A 26,528-nucleotide genomic window follows, 5' to 3' on the forward strand; every position below is an offset into this window, starting at 1 on the left:
TCCGTTTGCTGGCACTCTAGGGCGTGATGAACGAAAAGAAAGAGACCGAGGGCGAAAAGCCCGCCGTGGGGGACAAGGCCTCTGGCGCCGAGCAGGCGGAACAGGTCTCTATAAAGGCGTCCGAAAAGGCGATTGCGCAGGATGCGCCAAAGGCCGAGGCCCGCGAAGACAAACGCCGCCGTCCTTTGCTGACGGCACTGGTCGTGGTCTTTGTGCTGCTGGTGCTGATCCCCGTCGGCGGGGCATTGACCTTGCTGGACCGTCAGATCCGTCTGCCAGATTGGGCCGAGGCCCGTCTGGAAGGGGCGTTGGCGCGGCAGGGGACCGGAGCCCGTGTTGCCTTGGGCGAGATTTACCTAACCGTGGATCACAGTCTGCGCCCGTGGGTCGAGTTGCGCGATACTGCCATTCAGGACAAGGAAGGCGCGGTTTTGGCCCGTGTGGGCCAGATGCGGGTGAACCTTTCGGGGCGCAGCCTGCTGCGGCGGGTGGTTGCAGCCGAACACATCGAAGTCACCGGAATCGTGGTTGACCTGACGCGCAACCGCGAAGGGGCTTTTGATCTGGCCTTCAGCGCGGGTGATGTGCCGGTCGAGCGGTCGATCTCATTCACCGATCTGATGAAAAATATGGATCTTGCGCTGGCCACGCCGGAACTGTCGGCCCTGCGCACGGTTGAGGCACGGGCCATGACCCTGCGCTATTCCGACCTGCGGGCAGAGCGCAGCTGGACTATGGATGGCGGCCGCGTGACCGTTGTGCGCAAGGGTGAAAGCCTGCGGATAGACACGGCGCTGACCCTGCTGACGGGCGGTGCGGATGCGGCCACGCTTGAGGCGTTTTATGAACGGACCTTAGGGCAGCACGATGCAGAATTCGGCATCAACATCAGTGATTTGCTGGCGCAAGATATCGCAACGCAATTGCCTGCGACGGCCTTCCTTGGCGCGCTTGAAGCGCCGCTGAGCGGCTCGATGCGGGGGCAGGTGGATGCGCGAGGCAATCTGGACGCGCTGAGCGCCTCGCTTGTGATCGGGGCAGGGGCTTTGCGCCCGAACAACAACACGGTGCCGTTGCCTTTCGACAGCGCACGCACCTATTTCACCTATGATCCCAAGGCGCAGGTTCTGACCTTTGACGAGTTGTCGGTTAAAAGCGCGTGGATTTCCGGCAGTGTCGAGGGCTCGGCCCTGTTGGTCTGGCCGGAGGGGGCGAACTGGCCCTCGGGGCTTGAGACGCAGTTCACTATCTCGGCCCTGTCGGTCGAGACTGCAGATCTGTTGCCGCAGCCAGTATCCATCGCGCGGGCCAATGCGGCGCTGCGGTTCCACATGCGTCCCTTTGCCTTGCAGATCGGGCAGCTTGAACTGGTGGTCGATGGTCAGCCGATCTCATTGCGGGGGGATGTGAAGGCCCTGCCTGAAGGGTGGTCCGTCGGGATTCTGGCCGAGGGCAGTGATCTGACGGTCGAAACGGTCATGGCCCACTGGCCCGAACGGGCGGTGCCGAAGACGCGGGAATGGGTGGCGGCCAATGTCTTGGGCGGTACGCTTGAGGACGTGCAGTTCTACCTGACCGCCGCGCCCGGCCAAAAGCCGCAGCCCCATCTGGAATTTTCCTATGAGGACGCCACTGTCCGGTTTCTGGGCACCATGCCACCGATCACCGAAGGTTATGGCCGCGCGACGCTGGCGGACAAACGCTTTGCCGTCCGGCTGGATCAGGGGACGGTGACCCCTTCGGTCGGTGGTCCTGTGGACGCGGCAGGCACGCGGTTTGAGATACCGCTTTTGAAGCCGCGCGATCCCGAAGCCTTTGTGGATTTGAACCTTGAAGGCACGGTGACCTCAATGCTTTCGCTTTTGGATTCGCCCAAGCTGGAGGTCATGAGCAAAGCCAACCTGCCGGTCACCTTGGCCGATGGTCAGGCCAGTGTGACGGGGCGCATTGACCTCAAGCTGATGAAGAACCTGCCGAAAGAGGATCTGCGTTATGACATCATCGGCCTGACGCGGGACGTGCGGACCACCAAGCTGGTGCCGGGCCGCACATTGGCCGCCCCAAGCCTGAAGGTCCACGCAACCCCGGGTTCGGTCGTGATCAATGGCAAGGGTCGCTTTGGCGCGGTGCCCTTTGACGGGACGTTTACCTTGGCCGAGGGCAAGATCCCTAGGGTCAACGCTCAGGTCGAACTGAGCGAGCGCACACTGGATGAACTGAACATCGATTTGGGGGATGTGCGCATCACGGGGCAGGGGCTGGTGCAACTGGATCTGGCCCTGCCAAAGGGCGCGCCGGTCGAGTTCGGGCTGAAAAGCAACCTCAAAGGACTGTCCATGGGGCTGGAGTCCTTGGGCTGGTCCAAGGGCAAAGACACTGCGGGCACTCTGGCTGTGTCGGGCACGATCAACCCTGTGCGCGTGCCGCGCCTGTCTTTCGATGCGGCGGGGCTGCTGCTGAACGGGCGGGTTGATACGGATGCGGCGGGCAAGGTGAACAAGGTGGTCTTTGATCGGGTGCGGGCGGGAAACTGGCTGGATTCGCCGGTGACCCTGACGATGAATTCGGGCAGCGCGCCACCGCTGATTTCTTTGTCGGACGGCAAGGTCGATATCCGCAAAATGCCGAAGAGCAAGCCCTCGAAGAAAGAGACCAGCCCGATCCGCCTAAGCAACATGCGGCTTCAGTTCGCCGATACCATGTGGCTTGGCTCGGCCAATGGCGATCTGGCCACCACGGGCGGCGCGCGCGGCACGATCGAGGCAAAGATGAACGGCAACGCGCCTCTCAGCGTGCGGATCGCACCGAGCGGGCCGGGCACGGCGCTGAACGTCACCAGCCGCGATGGCGGTGATGTGATGCGCGACGCGGGCATTCTGGCCCATGCGAACGGCGGCGTAATGCAACTGACCATGACACCGGTGGATGATGCGGGCACCTATGACGGGGTCCTCTCGATTTCAGAGACGCGGGTCTATGACGCGCCCACGGTGACCGCCTTGCTGAACGCCATGAGCGTGGTGGGGCTGCTGGATCAGATGGCGAACGGCGGCATCTATTTCTCAAGCGTGGATGCGAAATTCCGGCTTATGCCCAAGCGGTTGATCTTGCAGCAAGCCAGCGCGATTGGCCCTTCGATGGGGTTGTCGCTGGATGGGGTCATTGATCTGGCATCCAAGCGGCTGGACCTGCAAGGGGTGCTGTCGCCGATCTATATGCTCAATGGCATCGGCAATATCTTCTCGTCGCGGCAGGGCGAGGGGCTGTTCGGCTTTAACTTTACGTTACAAGGGCCGACGGAGGCCCCGCAGGTCGGGGTGAACCCGCTTTCGGTCTTGACCCCGGGCATGTTCAGAGAGATTTTCCGCCGCCCGCCCCCCAGCGTGACCCAGTGAAAGACAGACAGTGAAACTTAGCGACTTCGACTTCCACCTGCCCGAGACCCTGATTGCCACGCGCCCCGCCAAGCCGCGCAGTTCGGCGCGGCTCTTGGTCAGCCGTCCTAGCGGGATTTCCGATCTGCGCGTGACCGATCTGGTGGACCAGTTGCAGGCCGGTGACCGGCTGGTGTTGAACGACACTAAAGTGATCCCAGCGCGCCTGTTCGGGTTGCGCTGGCGCGACAGTGCGCAGGGCCGCGTCAGTGCCAAGATCGAGGTCACGCTGCTAGAGCCGCGCCCCAATGGACAATGGGCAGCCTTGATCAAGCCGCTGCGCAAGGTGAACGAAGGCGAGTGGATTGTGTTTTCGGATGCACTGAGTGCGCAGCTTGTGGCCCGCGAAGAGGGGCAGGCGGTACTAGAGTTCAACCTGTCGGGCGATGATTTCGATGCCGCACTGGCCGAAGCGGGGGCCATGCCCTTGCCGCCCTACATCGCGGCCAAGCGTCAAGCCGATGCGCAGGACAAAGAGGATTACCAGACCGTCTGGGCACGCAATTCCGGTGCGGTGGCTGCCCCGACGGCGTCACTGCACTTTGATGATGCGCTGCTTTCGGCGCTGCGGGCCAAGGGTGTTCAGTTCACCCATGTGACCTTGCACGTGGGGGCAGGCACCTTTCTGCCCGTGAAGGTCGAGGATGTAACCACCCACAAGATGCACGCCGAATGGGGACATGTCAGCGAAGAAGCCGCCGCCGAGATCGCCGCAACCAAAGCCGCCGGTGGCCGTGTGATCCCCGTGGGCACCACCGCCCTGCGCCTGATCGAGACCGCTGCCCGCGACACAGGCGCTATTGCGCCATGGCAGGGCGAGACCGATATCTTCATCTATCCCGGCTTTGAATTCAAAGTGGCCGATGCCTTGATGACGAACTTTCACCTGCCCAAATCTACCCTGATGATGCTGGTGGCCGCATTGGTCGGGCATGACCGGATATTGGACGTTTACGAACATGCAATATCGCAAGAATATCGTTTCTTTTCTTATGGGGACGCGTCATTGCTGTTCCCATAAGCCCCGTGTCATCCACGGGGTGCTATCAAGTGTGAATATGGTTGCTGTAGCCCGGTGAGGTGCAAACGCCGCAAGGAACAAGACGGAAGGAAACAGAATGCTTCAGGTTTTGGGCAGTGCATGGGCGCTATTGCTGGGTCTTATGCTGCTGATGGTCGGCAACGGGATGCAGGGCACTCTGCTCGGTCTGCGCGGAGCCTATGAAGGGTTTTCTACCTTCAACATGTCGCTGGTCATGTCGGCCTATTTCGTTGGCTTCCTTGGCGGTTCGCGTCTGGCGCCAGAGATGATCCGCCGTGTGGGCCATGTGCGCGTATTCGCCGCGCTGGCCAGCCTGATCTCCGGCGTTCTGATCCTGTATCCTGCCATCACTACCCCTTGGGCGTGGATGTTGGGGCGGGTGGCGATCGGCTTTTGCTTCTCGGCGGTTTATGTGACTGCGGAAAGCTGGCTGAACAACACCGCCTCGAATGAGACACGCGGTCAGGCGATGTCGCTTTATATGATCGTCCAGACCGTGGGCATCATCATCGCGCAGCTTCTGGTGAACGTGGGCGATATTAGCGGCTATCTGCTGTTTGTGATCCCGTCGATTCTGGTTTCTGTGTCCTTCACTCCCATTCTGCTGTCGATCAGCCCAACACCGGCGTTTGAGACGACCAAGCCGATGACCCTGCGCAAGCTTTACGGCATCTCGCCTCTTGGCTGCGTGGGGATGTTGTTGTCGGGCGGGTTGTTTGCGGCGCAGTTCGGGATGGCCTCGGTCTTTGGGACCATGATGGGCCTGACTACCGCCGAGATTTCGATCTTTATCTCATCGTTCTTTGTGGGCGCATTGGTGCTGCAATACCCTATCGGTTGGCTGTCGGACCGCATGGATCGCCGCGTGCTGATCCTGGCGCTTTGCGTGGGCGGCGGGACTGGTGGCCTTGTCGGGCTGTTGTTTGCCTCAAATTTCACCATTTTGCTGGTGGCGGCAGTCACAATCGGCGGAATGCTGAACCCGCTTTATGCGCTGCTGCTGGCTTACACGAATGACTATCTGGAGTTCGACGATATGGCGGCGGCCTCGTCTGGGATGATCTTCATCAACGGCTTCGGCGCGATCGCCGGCCCCGTGGTCACCGGTTGGGTGATGAACACAGCCGGTCCGGCGGGCTTCTTCCTGATTATTCTGGTTCTTTTCTATGCGCTTGCTGCATATGCGGGATACCGGATGACCCAGCGTTCGTCGCCCCCTGCGCAGGATACTATGACCTACACGCCCTTTAGTCCGACGGCGACTGCCGTGGGCGTTGAGGTGTCGTTCGAGGCCGCCCATGAGGCGCAGGAACAGGCTGATTCCGACATCCGGAACTGAAATCCTTGTTGTAATTTGTGACTTTCCACTGCTTCGTCGGAATGACACCCTTTCGGGTAGGATACGAGCAGGAGATAGAACAATGAAGCCCGAGGACGTACTTTCATTCTGGTTGGATGAACTGAAGCCAAGTGACTGGTACAACAGCAGCGAAGAACTGGATCAGAAGATCCGCGACCGCTTTCTGCCCATGTGGGAAGAGGCACAGGATGGCGCGTTCGGTCTGTGGCTGACGTACCCATCGGGGGCGCTGGCCTATATCATTCTTCAGGACCAGTTTCCGCGGAACATGTTCCGCAATCAGGCGAAAGCGTTCACCAGCGATGTGCAGGGCCATGCGGCGGCCAAGCTGAGCATTGATTACGGCTATGATCTGCGCATCGACATACCCGCGCGCCAGTTCTTCTATCTGCCTTTGATGCACTCTGAATGTCAGACCGATCAGGACCGCTGCGTCCGATTGATGCACGAGCGTATGGGCGCTGAAGGCGAGAGCAACCTGCTGCACGCGAAAGTTCACCGTGAAATCATTCGCAAGTTCGGCCGCTTTCCCTACAGAAATGAAGCACTTGGCCGCAGCAGCACAGCAGCAGAAAAGGCATTTCTGGAAAACGGCGGCTATGCCCAGTTGCTGAAAGAGTTGCAGGAAAAGCACCAGAATAAGGTTCCTGAGGCGGTTTCCTGACGGTTTCATTGCGACCTCTTTCCAGATAGTTTAACGTCAAACTAATTCTGGAATCGGAGGAGAGCCTATGGCCGCCAAGGAATTCGATGTAGTCGTGATCGGGGCGGGCCCCGGCGGATACGTAGCCGCAATTCGGGCGGCGCAGCTGGGTCTCAAGACCGCCGTGGTCGAGCGTGAGCATATGGGTGGAATCTGCCTGAACTGGGGCTGTATCCCGACCAAGGCGCTGCTGCGCTCGTCCGAGGTGTTCCACCTGATGCACCGCGCCAAAGAGTTCGGCCTGTCGGCAGAAAAGATCGGCTTTGATCTGGACGCGGTTGTCGCCCGTTCGCGCGGCGTGGCCAAGCAGCTGAATGGTGGCGTGGGTCACCTGCTGAAGAAGAACAAAGTCACTGTCATCATGGGCAGCGCGACCATCCCCGCAAAGGGCAAGGTTAGCGTCAAGACTGACAAAGGCACCGAAGAACTGGTTGCCAAGAACATCATCGTCGCCACCGGCGCCCGCGCCCGAGAGCTGCCCGGTCTTGAGGCCGACGGCGATCTGGTCTGGACCTACAAGCACGCCCTGACCCCCAAGAAGATGCCCAAGAAACTGCTGGTCATCGGCTCGGGAGCGATCGGCATCGAATTTGCCAGCTTCTACAACACCCTTGGCGCCGACACGACTGTGGTCGAAGTGCAGGATCGTATCCTGCCTGTCGAGGACGCGGAAATCGCGGCCTTCGCCAAGAAGTCCTTCGTGAAGCAGGGCATCAAGATCAAAGAAAAGGCCATGGTCAAGAAGCTGGACCGTGGCAACGGCAAGGTCGTCGCGCACATCGAAATGGGCGGCAAGACCGAGACCGAAGAGTTCGACACTGTAATCTCGGCCGTGGGCATCGTTGCCAACACCGGCGGCATCGGTCTGGAAGAACTGGGTGTGAAGATCGACCGCAGCTTTGCTGTGACCGATGAATACTGCCGTACCGGCATCGAGGGTCTCTTTGTCATCGGTGACGCGACCCAAGGTCCGTGGCTGGCGCACAAAGCCTCGCATGAAGGGGTCATGGTTGCCGAGTTCATCGCGGGCGGTCATCCGCATCCCGTGAAGCCCGAGACCATCGCTGGCTGCACCTACTGCCATCCGCAGATCGCCAGCGTCGGTTTGACCGAAGCGAAGGCGAAAGAGGCTGGCTACAAGATCAAAGTGGGCCGCTTCCCGTTCATCGGTAACGGTAAGGCAATCGCTCTGGGCGAGCCCGAAGGCATGATCAAGACGGTCTTTGATGAAAAGACCGGCGAGCTGCTGGGCGCGCACATGGTTGGCGCGGAAGTGACCGAGTTGATCCAAGGCTATGTGGTTGGCCAGAAGCTGGAGACCACCGAAGCGGATCTGATGGAAACCGTTTTCCCGCACCCGACCTTGTCGGAGATGATGCACGAAAGCGTGCTGGATGCGTGGGATCGCGCGATCCACATTTGATTTGCAGTCAGATTTGAATTCGGGGCTCAGGGGCAGGGATGTCTCTGAGCCTTTTTCGTTTGCGCAGGTGATGCGGGCGGGATTGTGAGTATTTAGGCAATAAAGAAGTTGGTTGTGCGATGTGAAGTGCGTCTGTTTCGGCTGCGAAGCCCCTAGGAAAAGGGCGTTCTGGTGCGGATGTTCTTAAAAAGTTCTTAATGAAGTGTTGGAGACTCGGCCAAGCTGGCCTATTTGATGTGGGTCACCTTGTGGGGATCGAGAATGGCCGAGTTGAAGCACATCGAAGTTCGCGGCGCGCGCGAGCATAACTTGAAGAACATCGACGTGGATATCCCGCGCGATCAGCTGGTGGTGATCACCGGTTTGTCGGGCTCTGGGAAGTCTTCGCTGGCGTTCGATACGATCTATGCGGAAGGCCAGCGCCGTTATGTCGAGAGTCTGAGCGCCTATGCGCGGCAGTTCCTTGATATGATGGAAAAGCCCGATGTGGATCACATCAGCGGCCTCAGCCCTGCGATTTCTATTGAGCAGAAGACCACCAGCAAGAACCCCCGATCCACGGTCGGGACGGTGACCGAGATTTACGACTATATGCGTTTGTTGTTCGCGCGGGCGGGGACTCCGTACAGCCCCGCGACCGGCCTGCCCATTGAGGCGCAGCAGGTGCAGGATATGGTCGACCGCGTGATGGGCATGGAAGAGGGCACCCGTGCCTATCTGTTGGCGCCCATCGTGCGGGACCGGAAGGGCGAGTATCGCAAGGAATTTCTGGAGCTGCGCAAGCAGGGTTTCCAGCGTGTGAAGGTGGATGGTGCCTTCTATGAGTTGGACGAGCCACCGGCGCTGGACAAGAAATTCCGTCATGACATTGATGTGGTCGTAGACCGGATTGTCGTGCGCGACGGGATGGAGACCCGTTTGGCCGACAGTTTCCGCACCGCTTTGGATTTGGCCGATGGCATTGCCATTCTTGAGACTGCCCCCAGTGAAGGCGAGCCGGAACGCATTACTTTCAGCGAGAATTTCGCCTGTCCGGTCAGCGGTTTTACCATCCCCGAGATCGAGCCGCGCCTTTTTTCATTCAACGCGCCTTTCGGGGCCTGTCCCGAGTGTGACGGCCTTGGGGTAGAGTTGTTCTTTGATGAAAAGCTGGTGGTGCCGGATGAGGACCTGAAGGTCTATGACGGGGCGCTGGCCCCTTGGCGCAAAGGGAAATCGCCGTATTTCCTTCAGACCATCGAGGCCATCGCCAAGCACTATGAGTTTAACAAGAACACCAAGTGGAAGGACCTGCCTGCCCATGTGAAGCAGGTGTTCCTCTATGGCTCGGGTGATGACGAAATCGAGTTCCGTTATGACGAAGGCGGCCGCGTCTATCAGGTAAGCCGCGTCTTTGAGGGCGTAATTCCGAATATGGAGCGGCGCTATCGCGAGACGGATTCCAACTGGATCCGCGAGGAATTCGAGCGGTATCAGAACAACCGCTCTTGCGGGACTTGTGACGGCTACCGTCTGCGGGATGAAGCATTGGCGGTGAAGATCGGCGGTCTGCACATCGGTCAGGTGGTGCAGATGTCCATTCGTCAGGCCTATGAATGGTGCCTGACTGTGCCTGAGGCGCTGTCGAAGCAGAAGAATGAAATCGCTAGTGCTATTCTGAAGGAAATCCGCGAACGTCTGGGTTTCCTTAATAACGTGGGGCTGGAGTATCTTACCCTGTCGCGGAATGCGGGCACTCTGTCAGGTGGCGAAAGCCAGCGTATTCGTCTGGCCAGCCAGATCGGTAGCGGTCTGACAGGGGTGCTTTATGTGCTGGACGAACCTTCGATCGGGTTGCACCAGCGGGATAATGACCGTCTGCTGACCACCCTGAAGAACCTGCGCGATCAGGGGAACACGGTGATCGTGGTCGAGCATGACGAGGATGCGATCCGTGAGGCGGATTACGTTTTTGACATTGGACCAGGCGCAGGTGTCCACGGTGGTCAGGTGGTCGCCAAAGGGACCCCAGCGGAACTGGCGGCGGATCCGGCCTCGGTCACGGGGCAGTACCTGAGTGGCGCGCGTGAGATCGCGGTACCGACCGAGCGGCGCGAGGGGAACGGCAAGAAGGTGCAGGTGGTCAAGGCCACGGGCAACAACCTGAAAGATGTGACGGTGGACTTCCCGCTAGGCAAGTTTGTCTGCGTCAGCGGTGTCTCGGGCGGGGGAAAATCGACCCTGACGATTGAGACGCTGTTCAAGACCGCCTCGATGCGGTTGAACGGGGCCAAGCAGGTGCCTGCGCCGTGCCAGACCATCAAGGGGCTGGAGCATCTGGATAAGGTGATCGACATTGATCAGCGGCCCATCGGGCGGACGCCTCGGTCCAACCCTGCGACCTATACGGGGGCGTTCACGCCGATCCGCGACTGGTTCGCCGGTCTGCCTGAGGCTAAGGCGCGGGGCTATAAGCCCGGCCGATTCAGCTTTAACGTCAAGGGTGGCCGCTGTGAGGCCTGTCAGGGCGATGGTGTCATCAAGATTGAGATGCACTTCTTGCCCGACGTCTATGTGACCTGTGAAACCTGTAAGGGGAAACGCTATAACCGCGAGACGCTGGAGGTCACTTTCAAGGGCAAATCCATTGCCGATGTGCTGGATATGACCGTTGAGGATGCGCAGGAGTTCTTTAGCGCCGTGCCCAGTATCCGCGAAAAGATGGATGCGCTGATGCGGGTGGGCCTTGGTTACATCAAGGTCGGCCAGCAGGCGACGACCCTATCGGGGGGCGAGGCGCAGCGGGTGAAACTGTCCAAGGAACTGGCCAAGCGGTCCACGGGGCGCACCCTGTATATTCTGGATGAGCCGACCACCGGTCTGCACTTTGAAGACGTGCGTAAGCTGTTGGAAGTGCTGCATGAACTGGTTGAGCAAGGCAACAGCGTGGTGGTGATCGAGCATAACCTCGATGTCATCAAAACCGCTGACTGGATCATCGATATCGGTCCTGAAGGCGGCGATGGCGGCGGTGAGGTCGTGGCCAGTGGCACGCCCGAGGCCGTCGCGAAAGAGCCGCGCAGCCACACGGGGCATTATCTGGTGGATATGCTCAAACCCAAGAAACGGGTCGCAGCCGAATAACGGATACGGGCGGAACTGTCACGGTTCCGCCTTTTTGTGCCTAACCCTCGCCAATTCAAAACGTCATTTCTTCTTTCAATTGACTGGAAGGAGACTTCTATGAAGACGCGGATTGGTTTGATTGCGGCAATGTGCCTGACGCCCGTGGTGGCCACAGCAGGGCAGCCCTTTGAGGAAAGTCTGGTGGAATGCGCGGTGCTGATCGAATTGCTGACAGGCGAGCAGACACCGATGCCCGGCGATAGCGCTGAGATGGATTTCTTTGTCGGAACAGCGAAGAATATGCGGGCCGAGGCGCTGCGGCGCACGAATGCGGCTTATGTCGAAAAGACTGATGCAGATAAGCGCCAGCTTTGGCATGAGCGTTGGGATGCCGGTCAATGGGATAACCCCGCCAACCGGCAAGAACTCGGAGAGTGGTGGACCTACTGCTTTAAATTTGCCGATCATCTGGGTGTGGATGGGCGCACACCCTTCGACAAATAGCGCCTTACTTGCGCGGGCAGGTGTTCAGGCCGAATATCGAATACAGCGGGCAGCTGGACATCAGTCCGGTTGCCAGCGGGATGATCCCGATCAGGTAGAGCCAACGGTATTCGGCATCCGCATTCAGCATGAAGCCCGCCAGCAGAGCGAGGCCAACGACGATGCGTGCGATGCGGTCAAGGCCGCCAACATTCTTGGAAAACATGAACGACTCCTACATAATATTCTTGAATTGGAATGTATATGAAGGAGTTGCTTTTGTACAGTGGCCTCAAGAGACCCGCGATGACAGCTTCGTGATGACTTAGTTCATCAGGTTGGCAAGCGCCCCGATGAAGGCCAGCACCTCTCCGGTTTCTTGGTTCATGCGATAAACGTTTCCGTCCGAGACAACGTAGTCGTCATGACCATCTAGGCCGTAGCGGGTAGGGCGCTCTAGACGCTGGTAGACCACGATCCGGTCGCCGCGTTGATAGTGCTGGACATGATCATCGTGCTTCTTCGCCTGACCGGGGGGCACGCAAGCGGGCGATTTTTTGGCCAGACCGGGTGGGCAGCCGCCAGCGTTTCGCGGCCCCGCCCATGCGGCAGAGCCAAGGGGCAGGGCGGCCAGTGCGGCAATCAGGGCAAGGGACGTGGCTTTCATGGTCGTATCCTTTCCATTTCTCAAGGATACAACGCGGCACGCGGGGCGGTCAGTTCCCGCCTCGCGCAAAGGTGAGCGGCGCTTACGGGCGGCTGCGGCCCGAGAAGCGCGGCAGCATGGCGCTGAAGTCGCGGCCCTTGCCGTCTTCTTCTTCGACGAACTGGGTATAAAGATCGCGGGCCAGTTGACCCATGGGGGTGTCCGCGTCCACGTCCTGTGCGGCGATCTGGCTAAGGCGCAGATCTTTCAGCATCAGGTCTGCGGCAAAGCCGGGCTTGTAGTCGTTGTCCGCAGGGGACTGCGGGCCAACACCGGGGGCAGGGCAGTAGGCGTTGATCGACCAGCTGGCGCCCGACGAGGTCGAGACCACATCAAACATCGCCTGCCGGTCCAACCCCAGTTTGTCCGCAAGGGCAAAGGCTTCGCAGGTGGCGATCATGGTGACACCAAGGATCATGTTGTTGCAGATTTTCGCCGCCTGACCGTTACCCGATGGGCCGCAATGCACGGCCTTCTGGCCCATGATGTCAAAGAGCGATTTGGCGGTGGCAAAGGCCTCGTCCGAGCCGCCGACCATGAAGGTCAGCGTGCCAGCCGCAGCGCCGCCGACGCCGCCCGAAACAGGGGCATCCAGCGCGCCGAGGCCCTTGGCGTTGGCCTGCTGCGCCACAAGGCGGGCGCTTTCCACATCAACGGTCGAGCAATCCAGATGCACCGCGCCCGGCTGCATGATGCCGAAAATCTGGTCGGTCACCTGACGCAAGATCGCACCGTTGGGAAGCATGGTGATGACGACATCTGCGTCTTTGACAGCCGCGGTCACGCTGTCAGCCTGAGGAATGTCAGCGTCGATGTGGCCTGCAGCGTCATAGCCAAGCACGTCATGGCCACCCTTAATGAGATTCAGTGCCATTGGTGCGCCCATGTTTCCGAGGCCGATAAATCCGATCCGCATGTGGGTCTCCTCTCTGAGAGCCGGTGGAGTGCTATTCTGAAGCGCCGCCCGTGGTGGGTGGCGAGATGATGAGTATTTAAATCAAGAAGAAAAGGTCAGGTCATTGTCTCCGAGGGGGGAAAGCATGGCCTGTAGCTGTTCGGGCGGAACCTCGGCGGCGCTGGCGTGGTGCCATTTGGGGTTTCGGTCCTTTTCGATGATTTGGGCGCGGATGCCTTCTAGGAAATCGCCTTCTTCCGGTGCGCGGTAGGTGTAGCGATATTCGTTGGTCAGGGCTTCGCGAATGTCTTTGGGTGCCATGCGGATAAGAGCGAGCGTGGCGCACATGGCCATCGGCGCGTGGTGTCCGAGGGTTTTCAAAGTGTCCTGCGCAAAGTCGCTGGTTGCCGCGGCGAGGCCGTCCAGTATCGCGGGAACATCAGCGGCGCTGAAATGCTGGTCGATCTGGTCTTGCAGTGGTGCAACAGGGCTATCGGGCAAGGGCGCGATGTGGCTGTCAATCGCGGTGATGTCGCCGGTCTGCGACAGCAGCGTCTTGAGCGCGTCCCAGCGGTCTTCGGGGATATAGGCATCGGCAAAGCCTGCGGCGACGGCGTCAGGTGCAGTCATCCGCGCGCCTGTGAGGCCGAAGTAGGCCCCCAACTGGCCGGGCGCTTTGGAAAGTAGGTAGGTGCCGCCCACATCGGGGATCAGGCCGATGCCGCATTCTGGCATGGCGATACGGCTGCTGTCGCCTACGATGCGGTGGCTGCCGTGGCAGCCAAGGCCCACGCCGCCGCCCATGACGAAGCCATGCAGAAAGCTTACCACCGGTTTGGGGTATTCGGCGAAATGGGCGTTCATCCGGTATTCGTCGGACCAGAACTGGCGGGCGGGGCCGAAAATGCCTTCGGTTCCTTGCCGGTAAAGCTCGGCGATATCGCCGCCGGCGCAGAAGGCACGTTCCCCTTCGCTATCGATCATAACCAGAGCGACGGTCGGATCATCCTGCCAGTCTTTAAGGGCTTGCGCGATGACCTGCGCCATTTCGTGGCTTAGGGCGTTCAATGCTTTGGGGCGGGTCAGAGTGATCCGACCCGCGCGGCCTTCGATGCGAATGTGGACGTCTTCGGTCATTGGCCCGCCGTCATTTGGCGCGCCACGATCACGCGCATGATTTCATTGGTGCCTTCAAGGATCTGGTGGACGCGCAGGTCGCGGACCAGTTTCTCGATCCCGTAGTCCGCCAGATAGCCGTAGCCCCCATGAAGTTGCAGGCACTGGTCTGCCACGCGGCTGCCGGTTTCGGTGACCAGTTTCTTGGCCATGGCACAATAGCGCGAGGCATCGGGGGTTTTATTGTCCAGTTTCCAAGCAGCCTGCCGCAGGAATGTGCGGGCGGCTTGTAGCTCGATCTCCATATCGGCAATGCGGAACTGCAAAGCTTGGAACTGGTCCAGCGTTTTGCCGAAGGCTTTACGCTCGGCCATATAGGTGAGCGTTGCGTTCAGGGCGGTCTGTGCGCCGCCAAGCGAGCAGGCGGCAATGTTCAGACGACCGCCATCAAGGCCTGCCATTGCGTATTTGAAGCCTTGGCCTTCGGTGCCCAGAAGGTTCGCGGCAGGGATCAGGCAGTCATCCATCTGGACCTGACGGGTGGGCTGTGCCTTCCAGCCCATCTTGTCTTCAAGGCCACCAAAGCTGAGGCCTGGCGCATCGCTGGGGACCACAAAGGCCGAAACGCCCTTGGGGCCATCCTCGCCCGTGCGGGCCATGACGATATAGCTGTCGGAATAACCGCCGCCCGAGATAAACGCCTTGGTGCCGTTCAGCACATAACCTTTGTCGGTCAGCTTGGCAGTGGTGCGCAAGGCTGCCGCGTCACTGCCCGAGCCAGGCTCGGTCAGGCAGTAGGACATGAAGTTCGCCATGGTCAGGGCGTCCGGCAGGTAGCGGTCGCGTAGATCGTCGCTGGCGTAGGCATCCAGCATACGGGCGCACATGTTGTGGATCGACAGGAACGCCGCGGTGGGCGGGCAGGCCATCGAAAGGGCCTCAAAGACCAGCGTTGCATCCAGCCTGCCAAGACCGGCGCCGCCGTTCTCTTCGCTGACATAAAGGCCGCCGAACCCCAGTTCGGACAGCTCATCCCATAGATCGCGCGGGATCGTTCCCGCCTTTTCCCAAGCCTGCGCGTTGGGCGCAATGCGGTCTTCGCCAAAGGCGCGGGCCATATCAAAAATGGCCTGTTGTTCCTCGGTCAGTGAAAAATCCATGCTACGGCCTCCCCTCCGTTCGCCTGAATTGAACAAGCGTTCAGATGGTCGCCCGCAATCGCGCGGAATGCAAGAGGGGATCAGCCTCCTTGGATTTTCCGATACAGTTGGCTTTTTGCTCCAAGAGCCCCTTGGGTCCAGCCCATCGCCACCCCGAGGGTGCGCATCGCCTTGATCCGCATGCGGGTGTTGCCGGTCAGACCGATCAGCAATCTGACGCTGCCGACGAGAGCTTTCACGAAAGCATCAAGCAGGGGTTTGACCACCGGATGACGGCCCTGTTTGCGATAACGAATGTGGTATTTCGCCAAAGTCTGACTGCGCGAGCGGTCATAGACGTAGCGATAGGTCAGGCGGCTTTGGGGGATCACTTCGCGCACAATCGCGTCGGGAACCCAGCCGATTTTCAGGCCCGCAGCCTTGGCGCGGCGCGACAGATCGGTGTCCGATCCGCCTGTGTAGCGCATGCCTTCATCAAAGCGCAGATTTGCCGAACGAAAGGCAGAAAGCCGCCCGATCCAGTTGTTGGTGGCGATATCGTTCCGGTCGGCCTGTCCGGAATGCAAACGCGATTCGCGAATTTTGCGGCGTCTTTGGCCCTCGGCGATAAAATAGTCAAAAACCGCCTGTTCGGATTTCGAAAGCGTGCCGTCGGGGGCAAGCTGCTCGACGGGACCGGCGGCCAGATCGAACTGCTGCTGCGCCGCGCCGCGCATCAGGGCGACAAGCCAGTCGGCGTCGACCTCTTCGTCGTCATCGATGTAGATCAGCCAATCGCAGTTCAGATCCTGAGCACGGTCCAGCGCCTTGTTGCGGGCGAACGGGATGCCTGCCTCGGGTTCCAGCAGCGCCTCAACACGGTGCGCGTCCCCCATCAGACTGGCAAGCTCTTCAGCCAAAGGCGCGATGGTCAGGGTCTTGTCATTCTCAACCAGCAAGAAGGTCAGAGCCGTATCCGCAGGCAGCTGCATCCGCGCAAGGCTTTGCAGGCAGTCGCGAAACATCTTGGGCCGCCCGCGCGTGGCAATGGCAATGGCGACAGAGGTGGTCATGCGCTAACCCCAAAACTCTGCGCGATCTGCGCCGATTTTCGTTTGCCAAGACGGTTCAGTCGCAGATAGCGCAGCTTGCCCCCCAGCTTGCCCCGCCGCTGGCGCATGTTTTCCCCGTGAGCGATCATGTAGAGCGCTGCAGGAAATGGGACTGGAGCAAGCGGATAGCCAAAGCTGGCCATCGTTTCAGGTAGGTTTTTATGAGCGCCGCGGTTCTGGATATGGGTCATGCCCGCCTCATCCGCTTTGGGGTCAAAGCGCAGGGCGGCGCAGGATCCGCATTGCTTGTAGAACGGCTTGGCAAAGGGGTGGAGCAAGGACTGCTGGCGCAGATGGCCCATTCGGAAGGTGTGGGCGTGGCAGATATAGCCGTCTCGGATCACGTAGCCGCTGCTGTTGTTGTCGCTGCAGATATATTCGACCAGATCGGGATGAAGAATGTCATCAGCATCCAGTTGGAACAGATAGCCTTGGCCGGTTTCCTCGCGGCACAGGCGCGCAATCATCCGTTGCTTTTTGCCAGCGTTGTCAAAGCCCTCTTCGGTTTTGGCCCGCTCGGCCTCTGGGCCGTCGAAAGGTTCGAACATAATACGGGGATCGTCGGGTAGGGTGTCGGGACGGGTCTGGCTACAGATCATTGCCTTCCACGCGCCCGATGTTTGCCGCAGCAGGCTTTGCAAAGTGTCATCCAGATTGCGGAGAACCTGATCCCAGTCATGGGCCATTTCACGCCCGTAAAGCGGTATGATAAAGTAGACAGTGGGGGTTTCGGTCCATGGGGTCGAGGCGAGGGGAGTGTCTTGTGTGCTTGCCATTCTTGGGCGCCTTCTTGCCTTCCGCAGCGGTTTGTTCGTCCTGTTGCCACAGTTTCGACAGTTTGACCACGTTGCGGTATGGAAAAGATACGGTTAGTAAGGCGCCGAGTAGTCAAGGAACCCCGCATGCTTGCCCAGTTGCGACAGTCTGTTGTCTGGAGAACTTTCAGATATGCGTGGTGTCAGGTGCTGAAACTGGCCAGCGCAGATGGCTGGCGTGCGAAGTTTGCTGACTTGCCGCCGCCCCAGCAACCGATGGTCCTGTTCATCATTCCACTGATTGCCAAGCAGAAAACCAAGAACTGGGAGACTGTCTGTGACAATCTGGCGATGACGTTGCGTTCACTTGATGCGCAGACATCCGGTGAGTGGAAAGCGATTGTCTGCGGTCAGGACCGGCCAGCGTTTTTTGAAGAAACCGATCAAACCATGTTCCTGCCTTTTCCCGTTGGCAGCGGAAAGTCCTACGACAAGCGCAAGAAGCTGGAGTATATGTTGTCCTCGCCCGAGGCTGCGTCTTGCAAGGACGCATATGTCTTCCTACTTGATGCGGACGACGTCTTGGCTGCCGAGCTGGTGGCCTATGTGGTCACCGATAACAACGGTCATGGGTACTACATGGACAAGGGATATCTATGGGATGCATCGGAAGACCGGATGTCATTTCTAGATCCTGACGACACGATTGAGGCGCGGCGGGTGCCATTTTATAAGCTGTGTGGATCGTCGGCTCTGATCAGGGTTGCTTTTGCGAAGGGTCTGCGATCAACTCTTCCGTTGCTGAAGCGTACGTCTCACACCAAGGTTGTCGAAGAAGCCGCAGGTTTCGGCCTATCCCTTGCGCCTCTGCCGATGTTCGGCTGCGTTTACACGCTTGCCCACGGCGAGAACATGCAGGAAAGACGCAATAATCTGGGGGGCAAGTTGAAGTTCGTACGGAACGCAGGCTTGCCAGCAGACGCCCTAATGAAGATCAAAACGGATTTCGGCCTTTCCCAGCAATAAACTAGGGTTGGCCGCTAGGTGCTTGCGCGATCTAACGCAAAAGTACGCACCTGACTTAAGGAGTGAGAACGTGGAACACAAGGAAGCGGTCCGGGTCACTACCCGCGTTTTGAAAGAAACGATCAGACCGAATTTGAAGCTCTATCTGATCTCGCTCGTCTGCATGGTCGGCGTGGCGTTTTTCACAGCGAATTTGGCCGCGGTGACCAAGAAAATCGTAAACGACGTGTTTTCCGCATCGGACTACAAAGCTGCGATGCAGGTCTGCTTTCTGGTGATCGGGATATCGTTCGGAAAAAGCTTTTTCCAGTATTTTAATCAGGTTATTGCCTTCACGTTCAATCGCACGATTGCAGTTGATTACCAGCGTCAACTGTTTGAGAAGACACTGCAAATGAGTGTGGCGCACACGACACAAGATCAGCCATCATCACTCATGACGCTGGTACGTATGTACGGGCAGGCGGCTGGCCGCGCAGTAACCAACATCTCCAACAAATTGTTGACCGATGTGCTGACCCTGATTGGTCTGTTTGTCGTTATGTTGATGCAGGACTGGGTGATGCTATTGGTCGCTCTCGTTCTTACGCCCTTGATTTCTATGCTTGTCGCGCATCTTTCAAAGCGGATCCGCCAAGTGGCCACGGCAGAAGCCGGAATGACTGCCGCCTTCATTTCGATTGGTGCCGAAGCCTTCGGTGGCATCAAGACGGTGAAAAGCTATTCGCTGGAAGACAAGGTCACTGGACGTTTCAATGAAAGCGTCGAGACCATGGAAAATCGCATTATGTCCATGGCAAAGACCAAATCGGCGACGATCCCGTTGATGGAATTCATCGCGGGTCTCGTGATCGGCCTGTTCGTCGTCTATGCTGCTTGGCAGGTGGTCGAAAACGGTCGCACGGCTGGCGAATTCACTGCCCTGATCACGGCCTTCCTGATGGCTTATCAACCCGCCGAGCGGGTTTCAAACGCTTGGGTTGCGCTACAAAATGATCTGGTCCAGACCAAATTGATGTTTGACGCGCTGGATGCTGAACCTGAGGAGCGGCCTGGTGAGTTGAAGCCTCTTGAGGTTAATTCTCCTACGATTTCTTTTGATCAGGTACGCTTTGCATACGGTCAAAATGAGGAAGTCCTGAAAGGTCTATCCTTTGACATTAAGGCCGGAGAGAGCATTGCGTTGGTCGGGCAGTCCGGCGCTGGGAAAAGTACAATTCTGGACCTTCTGCTGAAATTCGTCGAGCCTACGTCGGGCGCAGTGCGTATTTCTGGCGAGAACCTGCATGATGTCTCTGCGGCCAGCCTTCGATCGTCGATTGCACTTATTTCCCAAGATGTTTTCCTGTTCCAAGGCACAATTCGCGAAAATATCCTGTCTGCTCGTCCTGGTGCGACCGAACAGGATTTGGAAGAAGCAATTCGCCTTTCGCAGTTGGACCGCGTTCTATCTGTCCTGCCGAATGGTTTGGACTCGATCGTCGGACCAAACGGGAACACGCTTTCTGGCGGTCAGCGCCAACGGGTCGGTGTTGCTCGCGCGCTGCTCAAAGGCTCGCGCATCTACATTTTCGATGAGGCCACGAGTGCGTTGGACCAAAACACCGAACGTCGCATGCTCTCAGGTGTCTCTGAGGCCCTGAGCGACGTCACCGTCATCTATGTAACGCACCGACCTTCGACATTGGAATATGTGGACCGTGTCCTCATGCTGGAGGCTGGTGCCATTGTTGGGTTCGATACGCATGCCGCGCTTCAGGCTGGTAATGCGCAGTACCGAAATTTGTTTAACCTCTATCAACACGAACAGGACGAAGCAGCAAAAAAACAAGGTGTTGCATGACCATGATCGAGCCGATCAGCGTTGACGTTCGCAGCAGGCAGATCGTGCGGTTGCCAGCGCGTCGACATTTGGTTCTATGCCCTGCAATTGATGATACCGCTGCATTCAAGGCGCTGCGACTAATGTCCGTACGATCAGGTGTTGAAGATGTAGCCTTTGTCGCTTTGAAGGATGTTGAACGGCAGGGTTTTATCAAGACGATCAATTCGGCATTCAAGGATGCTGATGCAGACCTTGTCTCTTATGTCGCACAGGACGCATTTGCCGGGGTAGAGTGGCTTGCCTATATGGAAGCCCAGTTTCAAAGTGCAAAAGTCAATTTTGCAGCTTACAACTGCGGAAAATGGAATGGCCGCATTGCCGCATTCGGATGCGCGCGCACGTCGTGGGTGCGCCAGCTTTACGCTGGTGATTTCTTTTATCCAAACTATATCTCTCACCGAGCAGATAATGAATTGACGGTTATTGCTCGTGGACAGGACTGTTTTTCTTTTGATCCGCGGTCCCTTCTGGTCGAAGTCGATTTTGAAAAGCCGTTTCGAAGCAAAGAAGACGGCGCGTCGAACTTCCATGTGGAAGATCGGGAGACATTCGAACGGCGATTTTCCGAAGGCTTTGATGGTTTGGTGGAAATGCCTGCCCTTGCAAAGCTGAAGCCGGAGTATTTGAAACAGAAAAAATCGCTTTGGGAGCGTGGTAAGCGTTTGCTAGGGGGGACCTAGGTCTGACAGTCGCCATGGGTTGAAACATAGATTATGGTGCATTTCGACGATCTAAACGGGCATTCAAATGGTTAGAATTAAGAATCTGATTCTACGATCAGACGGTGTTGCGCCTCGGAAAATGCTTCAACCTATTCTGGTCAGCAGAGATTGCGCTGTGCGGCCGTTATTCCGTCGCTTGTTTTATAAGAAGAATGGCACACCACGTTCCGAATACTCTGTGTGGTTAAGAGAGTTGGACACGTCGAAGAGAGCGGCCAGTTTTGATCGCTCAATGGGGCAGATTAGGTTCTTTCCCGAGTTTGGTGATGTTCGGCGCTTGAATTTGATCCTCAGCGCTACTTCTGGCACAGCAGAATGCTTAAGTTTAGATGAGAGAAATTTGCAGTTCGCCTGCATGCATGCTGAAAAGCGCAGTTGCGTGTTGAGAGTGTTCGGAAATAAATGTTCATTTTCGTCGGATTGGATCCTTTCGCGGGTCGCGGTGAGTGCTACCGCGCTTATCGGGGTTGAAATTGTCACGTTAGTCGATGGACATTTGACTGTGGTCACGCTGGGCGATGAAGACCGTTTTATTGACGGTCAGCAGATAGCTTGGAGAAATTTGACAGGTGGGTTGGACATTGATCGGCAATGCGAACAACTCTCCACGTTGCCGGCTCCAATTGGGCTAGGGTGAAGCCGATGAATAAGGTCCAAACAGACCCTTGGTGGCTACAGAGCCTTGAGAATAGGATATCGGTACACGCCTCCGACAACGTACTGCGTGTCGCATATTTTTATCCGAAGCCAACGCCCAGTACCTTTCGTTATCGCGTATTCAACATGATCGAAGCGATAGAGAGATCGGCGAGAGAAGATGTCGTCGCATCATGGTTCTCAATGGAAGAATTGCGTTCGCTTCTGACAGTCCTTCCTCGACTTGATGTTCTTGTTCTTGTTCGCACTCCAATTGATCTACAAGTCGCAGATCTAATCGCGAAAGCTCGATTGTTTGGAGTGAAATTGATTTTCGACTGTGACGATTTGGTTTTTGATCCAAAGTACGCATTTTTGGCGGCTGTGAACAATAACCTGCCGGTTGATGATCCTGTCGAGTTGGATCGCTGGTTCGCTTATGTGTCGCGGTTGAATGCAACCGCTCAGCATTGTGACGCAGGAATGGCGACAAACAGTTTTCTCGCTGAGAAACTAGCCGCAGTGGTTTGTGGGCCGGTGCATGTTCTGGGGAATTTTTTGAACAAAGCGCAGGAGGACGTCTCAGAGGTATTGCTAGAGAAGAAGCTCGGCAGGGGCCATGTCCCTAAAGATGTGGTCACAATTGGATATTTCAGCGGCTCTAAGACACATCAGAATGATTTTCTGATGGTGGCGGATGCTCTTTCAGAAATGATGTCTGAAGACCATGAATTGAGGTTGAAATTGGTTGGATATGTTGAGCTTACAGTTGGTTTGATGAAATTCGGCGACCGGATCACGCACAAACCATATGTTAATTGGCTTGAGTTGCAGTCAGAGATATCTGAAGTTGATCTGAATATTGCACCATTGCAAAGTAATGCGTTCGCCTTCTCGAAAAGTGAGCTCAAATATTTTGAAGCGGCTGTCGTAGGTACATTTAGTTGTGTTTCTAACAGCTGTTGTTTTGAGCAGGCTATACCCGCGAGCGAATTGGGGCACATTGTACGAGACGGCAATTGGTTGACCGCATTAGGTCGTTCCGTTGCTTATCTCGCCGAGAATCGTGGTGCTGCGCACGCGGATCGATTGGCGCAGCATGCTAAACGGCGCTGGAGTAGCGCAAATTTTGGGCATAAAGTGGCCGATTTGCTTGTAGCTTTGGCAAGGTAGTCTGCAATTCTAGGTGATGCCACTTAAGTCGTTGTCGAGTCTGATGTAGAGTGGAGTTATCGAAACGGGTGGCTGCCCGTGTTATTTCGGGTGTACATGGGATATCCATCGTGACATTACCGATTACACTTCCGCAAGGGTTGTGCTCTGAAAGTTCATTGAAAAGTAGCGCCATGATAGACGATGTCAGCGAAATTTCGCGCTTCCGTAATTATAACCACGCCCTTCGAGCTCGTGCCAATCGCCTTGAGCTCGAATTGGCTCAGCGCAATAAAGACATTGTTACTTTGCATAAGGCGTTGCGTGATGCGCGTAGACGTCCTTTGAAAAATCTGAAGCGTAAAATTGAATTCAAGATTCTGAAAGCGTTGAGTAAACGTGGGTCTTGGCTTCCCGAAGATATGCGACACAGATTTGCACTGTCTGCCAAGAAACGTGATCCTGAACGCGATGAGTTGGCCGCGCCCATGAAATCCGAAAAACTTTTCACGTACAGCGCTATGGTTGAACGCTGGGAGATTTTGCGCAAGAGTAAAGAAGAAGAAAAAGCAAAGTGTATGCGAGGTTTTAACCATAATCCGTGCATTTCAATTCTTGTTCCGGTCTACAATCCTGACCCTGAACTCTTGCAGAAGGCAATTCACTCAGTTCTCGAGCAAAGTTATTCTAATTGGGAGCTGTGCATCGTCGATGATTGCTCTACGGACCCTTAGGTTCGTAAGGTTCTAGACGATTGTCTCGCAGAGAATGGAAACATCAAAGTAGTGTTTCGTTCTCAGAATGGGCATATCTCTCGAGCTGCAAATTCTGCGCTAGAGATTGCTTCAGGAGACTTCATAGCTCTTCTGGATCATGATGATGTTCTCGATCGCGACGCACTCTTCTATTTTGTTCGGGAACTACAAAGCCATCGAGACGCGGTCATTCTGTATAGCGATGAAGATAAAGTTGATGTTGGGGGGCAAAGATTTGACCCCCATTTTAAGCCTGATTTCAATTGAGAGTTTTTATATTCGTGTAATCATATTTCTCATTTCGGGATGTACCGAAAGGAGATAGTAGAGAAAGTTGGTGGTTTTCGCGTAGGGTTTGAGGGTGCGCAGGATTACGACTTGCTTCTGCGTGTCCTCGAACACTGCTCCGAGAAGCAGGTGCGACACATACCTAAAGTCCTTTATTCTTGGCGCACCTCTCCTGGAAGTAAAGCCAGCGAAAGGTCTGAAAAAAAATACGCAGTTGAAGCGGGGCGATTGGCACTCGAAGAGCACCTAACGCGGCAAAATGGCGTGAAGGTTGGTGTCCGTGAGGGCGCATTTCCATTCACTTACCGAGTAGATTGGCCGATAACCGAGGCTCCCTTGGTTTCGCTTATCATCCCGACGCGGGATATGGTGAATGTTCTTCGGGTGGCTGTTGAGAGTATTTTGGAGAAAACTACCTACGAAAACTATGAAATAATCATTGTCGATAATGGATCCCAAAAAGCAGAGACTTTGAGCTGGTTTAGAGAAATTCAGGCTTTTGACACCCGCGTGCGAGTGGTGAGTGACAGCAGCCCATTTAACTACTCGAGGCTTAATAATCGCGCTGTGCGGATGGCAAAGGGTGAAGTATTGGGCTTGGTCAATAATGACGTTGAGGTTATTTCACCTGACTGGTTGACTGAAATGGTTTCACTCACAATTCGCGATGATGTTGGCTGTGTAGGCGCAAAACTCTATTATCCCGACGATACCGTCCAACATGCTGGTGTTGTGATTGGGATGGGGGGGGTTGCAGGTCATACCCACTTACGTTGTAAACGAGGCGACCATGGCTACTTTACACGCCTTTGCAATCGACAAGAATATAGCGCGGTAACAGCCGCATGTTTGCTAGTAGAGAAGGATATTTATCAGGAAGTCGGCGGCCTAAACGAAAACGAACTGACTGTTGCTTTCAATGACGTCGATTTTTGCCTGAAAGTCGGCGCAGCTGGCTATCGAAACGTTTGGACCCCGTACGCAGAGTTGTATCATTACGAGTCGATTTCTCGCGGATATGAAGACACGCCTGAAAAGCTTACGAGATTCAATCGAGAGAAGCGTTATATGATTGACACCTGGGCAACCGACAAATTTAGGGATCCCGCTTATAACGCAAACTTGACCCTTAAGAGGTCAGATTTCTCCATAGGCGAACCTCAATGGGAACTCTAACTTAGCAATAAAATAGAGAAAGGCTCCCAAAATATTGGGAGCCTTTCTTTTTTAGAGTTTATAAACCTTAGTCCATCGCTTTGAAGTTCAGCGCGGCGCCGTCTTTGATGCCGGAGAACCAGCGGGCGGTGACGGTTTTGGTCTTGGTGTAGAACTTGAACGCGTCGGGGCCGTATTGGTTCAGGTCGCCGAAGGCCGATTTCTTCCAGCCGCCGAAGCTGAAGTAGGACAGCGGGACCGGGATCGGGAAGTTGATGCCGACCATGCCCACATTCACGCGGTGCGCAAAGTCACGGGCGGTGTCGCCGTCTGCGGTGTAGATCGCGGTGCCGTTGCCGTAGTTGTTGGTCATGATCAGATCCAGCGCCTCTTCGTAGTTCGAGGTGCGGACGGTCGACAGCACGGGGCCGAAGATCTCTTCTTTGTAGATGTCCATGTCCGGGGTCACGTTGTCGAACAGCGACGGGCCACAGAAGAATCCGTTCTCGTAGCCTTGCAGGCTGAAATCACGACCGTCGATGACCAGATCCGCGCCTTGCTCGACACCCGAGGTGATCAGTTTGTTGATACGCTCTTTCGAAGCAGCGGTGATGACCGGGCCGTAGTCCACGTCGTCGCCTGCGGTGTAGGGCCCGACTTTCAGCGCCTCAACGCGGGGGACCAGCTTTTCGATCAGCTTGTCTGCGGTCTCCTGACCAACAGGAACAGCAACCGAGATCGCCATGCAACGCTCGCCTGCGGCGCCGTAGCCAGCGCCGATCAGGGCGTCAGCAGCTTTGTCCATGTCCGCGTCGGGCATGATGATCATGTGGTTCTTGGCACCGCCAAAGCACTGGGCGCGCTTGCCGTTGGTTGCGGCGCGGCCGTAGATGTACTGGGCGATCGGGGTCGAGCCTACAAAGCCAACAGCCTGGATGGTCTCGTTGTCCAAAATGCCGTCAACGACTTCTTTGTCACCGTTGACCACCTGCAGAACGCCCTTGGGCAGGCCTGCTTCGGTCAGCAGTTCAGCCAGACGCAGTGAGGTCGAGGGGCAGCGCTCGGAGGGCTTGAGGATCATGGCGTTGCCGCAGACGATTGCGGGGGCCATTTTCCACAGGGGGATCATTGCGGGGAAGTTGAAGGGCGTGATGCCGGCCACAACACCCAGCGCCTGACGCATGGCGTAAAGGTCGATGCCCGGGCCGCCGTCGTCCATGTATTCGCCCTTCAGCAGGCTGGGGGCGCCCATGCAGACTTCGACCACTTCCAGACCACGCTGAACGTCGCCTTTGGCGTCGGGGATGGTTTTGCCGTGCTCACGGCTGACCAGCTCGGCCAGTTCTTCCATGTGCTCGTTGATCAGGGCACCGAACTTCATCATCACGCGGGCGCGACGCTGGGGGTTGGTGGCAGCCCATGCAACCTGTGCTTCAGCGGCATCTGCGATGGCTTTGTTCAGCTCTTCAACAGTGGCCAGCGGTACTTTTGCCTGCACTTCGCCGGTGGCGGGGTTGTAGACATCTGTGAAACGGCCCGAGGTCCCTTTGACCATTTCGCCGTTGATGTAGTGGGTCAGCTCTTGCATCGCATCCTCCCGGAGTTTGAATTCTGCCCAGAACATAGTCTTGCATTT

20 protein-coding genes and 2 pseudogenes are annotated in these 26,528 nt (G+C 56.8%); 14 read left to right on the forward strand and 8 right to left on the reverse strand.

The genetic code is table 11. From position 1 onward, the window contains the following. The first annotated feature begins 26 nt into the window (after window positions 1-26). From CLV74_RS01215 to CLV74_RS01245, 7 genes are all read left to right on the forward strand, one after another. Window positions 27-3,395: a YhdP family protein gene (locus CLV74_RS01215; RefSeq protein WP_106262381.1), complete on the forward strand. Its 3,369-nt coding sequence runs from the start codon at window positions 27-29 to the stop codon at window positions 3,393-3,395. A gap of 10 nt (window positions 3,396-3,405) precedes the next feature. Continuing rightward, window positions 3,406-4,455, forward strand: coding sequence for a tRNA preQ1(34) S-adenosylmethionine ribosyltransferase-isomerase QueA (gene queA / locus CLV74_RS01220; RefSeq protein ID WP_106262382.1), 1,050 nt, complete (start codon window positions 3,406-3,408; stop codon window positions 4,453-4,455). Window positions 4,456-4,552: 97 nt separating this feature from the next. Next, entirely contained in the window at window positions 4,553-5,815 is a 1,263-nt protein-coding gene (locus CLV74_RS01225) for an MFS transporter (protein ID WP_106262383.1), read from the forward strand. Between the two features lie 82 nt (window positions 5,816-5,897). Beyond that, on the forward strand, window positions 5,898-6,500 hold the full coding sequence (locus CLV74_RS01230) for a DUF924 family protein (RefSeq protein WP_106262384.1): 603 nt from the start codon (window positions 5,898-5,900) through the stop codon (window positions 6,498-6,500). Between the two features lie 67 nt (window positions 6,501-6,567). Then, window positions 6,568-7,962, forward strand: a complete 1,395-nt coding sequence (lpdA, locus tag CLV74_RS01235; RefSeq protein WP_106262385.1) for a dihydrolipoyl dehydrogenase — start codon at window positions 6,568-6,570, stop codon at window positions 7,960-7,962. Between the two features lie 261 nt (window positions 7,963-8,223). Then, complete coding sequence (gene uvrA / locus CLV74_RS01240; protein WP_106262386.1) at window positions 8,224-11,085, forward strand: excinuclease ABC subunit UvrA; 2,862 nt, start codon at window positions 8,224-8,226, stop codon at window positions 11,083-11,085. Between the two features lie 99 nt (window positions 11,086-11,184). After that, the gene (locus CLV74_RS01245) at window positions 11,185-11,571 is read left to right on the forward strand and encodes a hypothetical protein (protein WP_106262387.1); all 387 of its coding nucleotides are present in this window, start codon (window positions 11,185-11,187) and stop codon (window positions 11,569-11,571) included. Between the two features lie 4 nt (window positions 11,572-11,575). Here CLV74_RS01245 and CLV74_RS01250 read toward each other — a convergent pair whose 3' ends face one another. The 7 genes and pseudogenes from CLV74_RS01250 to CLV74_RS01280 form a co-directional block, all read right to left on the reverse strand. Then, window positions 11,576-11,776: a YgaP family membrane protein gene (locus CLV74_RS01250; RefSeq protein WP_106262388.1), complete on the reverse strand. Its 201-nt coding sequence runs from the start codon at window positions 11,774-11,776 to the stop codon at window positions 11,576-11,578. A gap of 99 nt (window positions 11,777-11,875) precedes the next feature. Further along, a complete protein-coding gene (locus CLV74_RS01255; protein WP_106262389.1) occupies window positions 11,876-12,217 on the reverse strand; it encodes an excinuclease ABC subunit A in 342 nt (113 codons plus the stop codon). An 82-nt stretch (window positions 12,218-12,299) separates the two neighbouring features. Continuing rightward, window positions 12,300-13,178 (reverse strand): annotated as a pseudogene (mmsB, locus tag CLV74_RS01260) (3-hydroxyisobutyrate dehydrogenase); the annotation flags it as partial. 75 nt (window positions 13,179-13,253) lie between these two features. Continuing rightward, window positions 13,254-14,288: an enoyl-CoA hydratase/isomerase family protein gene (locus tag CLV74_RS01265; protein WP_106262391.1), complete on the reverse strand. Its 1,035-nt coding sequence runs from the start codon at window positions 14,286-14,288 to the stop codon at window positions 13,254-13,256. After that, complete coding sequence (locus tag CLV74_RS01270) at window positions 14,285-15,427, reverse strand: acyl-CoA dehydrogenase family protein (RefSeq protein WP_106262392.1); 1,143 nt, start codon at window positions 15,425-15,427, stop codon at window positions 14,285-14,287. The genes CLV74_RS01265 and CLV74_RS01270 overlap by 4 nt, the downstream gene beginning before the upstream one ends. Window positions 15,428-15,507: 80 nt before the next feature. Next, entirely contained in the window at window positions 15,508-16,479 is a 972-nt protein-coding gene (locus CLV74_RS01275; RefSeq protein WP_106262393.1) for a glycosyltransferase family 2 protein, read from the reverse strand. Further along, complete coding sequence (locus CLV74_RS01280) at window positions 16,476-17,294, reverse strand: glycosyltransferase family A protein (protein ID WP_106262394.1); 819 nt, start codon at window positions 17,292-17,294, stop codon at window positions 16,476-16,478. The genes CLV74_RS01275 and CLV74_RS01280 overlap by 4 nt, the downstream gene beginning before the upstream one ends. Window positions 17,295-17,420: 126 nt before the next feature. On the opposite strand from CLV74_RS01280, the gene CLV74_RS01285 reads away from it, so the two are divergent. From CLV74_RS01285 to CLV74_RS01310, 7 genes and pseudogenes are all read left to right on the forward strand, one after another. After that, the gene (locus CLV74_RS01285; protein ID WP_146134878.1) at window positions 17,421-18,299 is read left to right on the forward strand and encodes a hypothetical protein; all 879 of its coding nucleotides are present in this window, start codon (window positions 17,421-17,423) and stop codon (window positions 18,297-18,299) included. A 70-nt stretch (window positions 18,300-18,369) separates the two neighbouring features. Beyond that, window positions 18,370-20,142, forward strand: coding sequence for an ABC transporter ATP-binding protein (locus CLV74_RS01290; protein ID WP_106262396.1), 1,773 nt, complete (start codon window positions 18,370-18,372; stop codon window positions 20,140-20,142). Next, complete coding sequence (locus CLV74_RS01295; protein ID WP_106262397.1) at window positions 20,139-20,864, forward strand: hypothetical protein; 726 nt, start codon at window positions 20,139-20,141, stop codon at window positions 20,862-20,864. The genes CLV74_RS01290 and CLV74_RS01295 overlap by 4 nt, the downstream gene beginning before the upstream one ends. 235 nt (window positions 20,865-21,099) lie before the next feature. Beyond that, window positions 21,100-21,543 carry a hypothetical protein gene (locus CLV74_RS22500; protein WP_146134879.1) on the forward strand — a complete coding sequence of 148 codons (444 nt, stop codon included), beginning with the start codon at window positions 21,100-21,102 and terminating at the stop codon, window positions 21,541-21,543. A 5-nt stretch (window positions 21,544-21,548) separates the two neighbouring features. Beyond that, window positions 21,549-22,715 (forward strand): glycosyltransferase family protein, encoded by a 1,167-nt coding sequence (locus tag CLV74_RS01300; RefSeq protein WP_146134880.1) that lies wholly within the window; start codon window positions 21,549-21,551, stop codon window positions 22,713-22,715. 401 nt (window positions 22,716-23,116) lie between these two features. Beyond that, window positions 23,117-23,716 (forward strand): annotated as a pseudogene (locus tag CLV74_RS23090) (glycosyltransferase). A gap of 111 nt (window positions 23,717-23,827) precedes the next feature. Continuing rightward, entirely contained in the window at window positions 23,828-24,913 is a 1,086-nt protein-coding gene (locus CLV74_RS01310) for a glycosyltransferase family 2 protein (protein WP_211298999.1), read from the forward strand. Window positions 24,914-24,980: 67 nt separating this feature from the next. Here CLV74_RS01310 and CLV74_RS01315 read toward each other — a convergent pair whose 3' ends face one another. Further along, window positions 24,981-26,480, reverse strand: a complete 1,500-nt coding sequence (locus CLV74_RS01315) for a CoA-acylating methylmalonate-semialdehyde dehydrogenase (protein ID WP_106262619.1) — start codon at window positions 26,478-26,480, stop codon at window positions 24,981-24,983. Window positions 26,481-26,528 lie beyond the last annotated feature (48 nt).

Source organism: Donghicola tyrosinivorans (assembly GCF_003003355.1).
Taxonomy (GTDB): Bacteria; Pseudomonadota; Alphaproteobacteria; order Rhodobacterales; family Rhodobacteraceae; genus Donghicola; species Donghicola tyrosinivorans.

Bases quoted from the DNA above. Each gene is read 5' to 3' on its own strand.
- CLV74_RS01215 (WP_106262381.1), top strand. From the start codon at position 27: ATGAACGAAAAGAAAGAGACCGAGGGCGAAAAGCCCGCCGTGGGGGAC.
- CLV74_RS01225 (WP_106262383.1), top strand. From the start codon at position 4,553: ATGCTTCAGGTTTTGGGCAGTGCATGGGCGCTATTGCTGGGTCTTATG.
- CLV74_RS01230 (WP_106262384.1), top strand. From the start codon at position 5,898: ATGAAGCCCGAGGACGTACTTTCATTCTGGTTGGATGAACTGAAGCCA.
- lpdA (WP_106262385.1), top strand. From the start codon at position 6,568: ATGGCCGCCAAGGAATTCGATGTAGTCGTGATCGGGGCGGGCCCCGGC.
- uvrA (WP_106262386.1), top strand. From the start codon at position 8,224: ATGGCCGAGTTGAAGCACATCGAAGTTCGCGGCGCGCGCGAGCATAAC.
- CLV74_RS01245 (WP_106262387.1), top strand. From the start codon at position 11,185: ATGAAGACGCGGATTGGTTTGATTGCGGCAATGTGCCTGACGCCCGTG.
- CLV74_RS01250 (WP_106262388.1), bottom strand. From the start codon at position 11,776: ATGTTTTCCAAGAATGTTGGCGGCCTTGACCGCATCGCACGCATCGTC.
- CLV74_RS01255 (WP_106262389.1), bottom strand. From the start codon at position 12,217: ATGAAAGCCACGTCCCTTGCCCTGATTGCCGCACTGGCCGCCCTGCCC.
- CLV74_RS01265 (WP_106262391.1), bottom strand. From the start codon at position 14,288: ATGACCGAAGACGTCCACATTCGCATCGAAGGCCGCGCGGGTCGGATC.
- CLV74_RS01270 (WP_106262392.1), bottom strand. From the start codon at position 15,427: ATGGATTTTTCACTGACCGAGGAACAACAGGCCATTTTTGATATGGCC.
- CLV74_RS01275 (WP_106262393.1), bottom strand. From the start codon at position 16,479: ATGACCACCTCTGTCGCCATTGCCATTGCCACGCGCGGGCGGCCCAAG.
- CLV74_RS01280 (WP_106262394.1), bottom strand. From the start codon at position 17,294: ATGGCAAGCACACAAGACACTCCCCTCGCCTCGACCCCATGGACCGAA.
- CLV74_RS01285 (WP_146134878.1), top strand. From the start codon at position 17,421: ATGCTTGCCCAGTTGCGACAGTCTGTTGTCTGGAGAACTTTCAGATAT.
- CLV74_RS01295 (WP_106262397.1), top strand. From the start codon at position 20,139: ATGACCATGATCGAGCCGATCAGCGTTGACGTTCGCAGCAGGCAGATC.
- CLV74_RS01300 (WP_146134880.1), top strand. From the start codon at position 21,549: ATGAATAAGGTCCAAACAGACCCTTGGTGGCTACAGAGCCTTGAGAAT.
- CLV74_RS01315 (WP_106262619.1), bottom strand. From the start codon at position 26,480: ATGCAAGAGCTGACCCACTACATCAACGGCGAAATGGTCAAAGGGACC.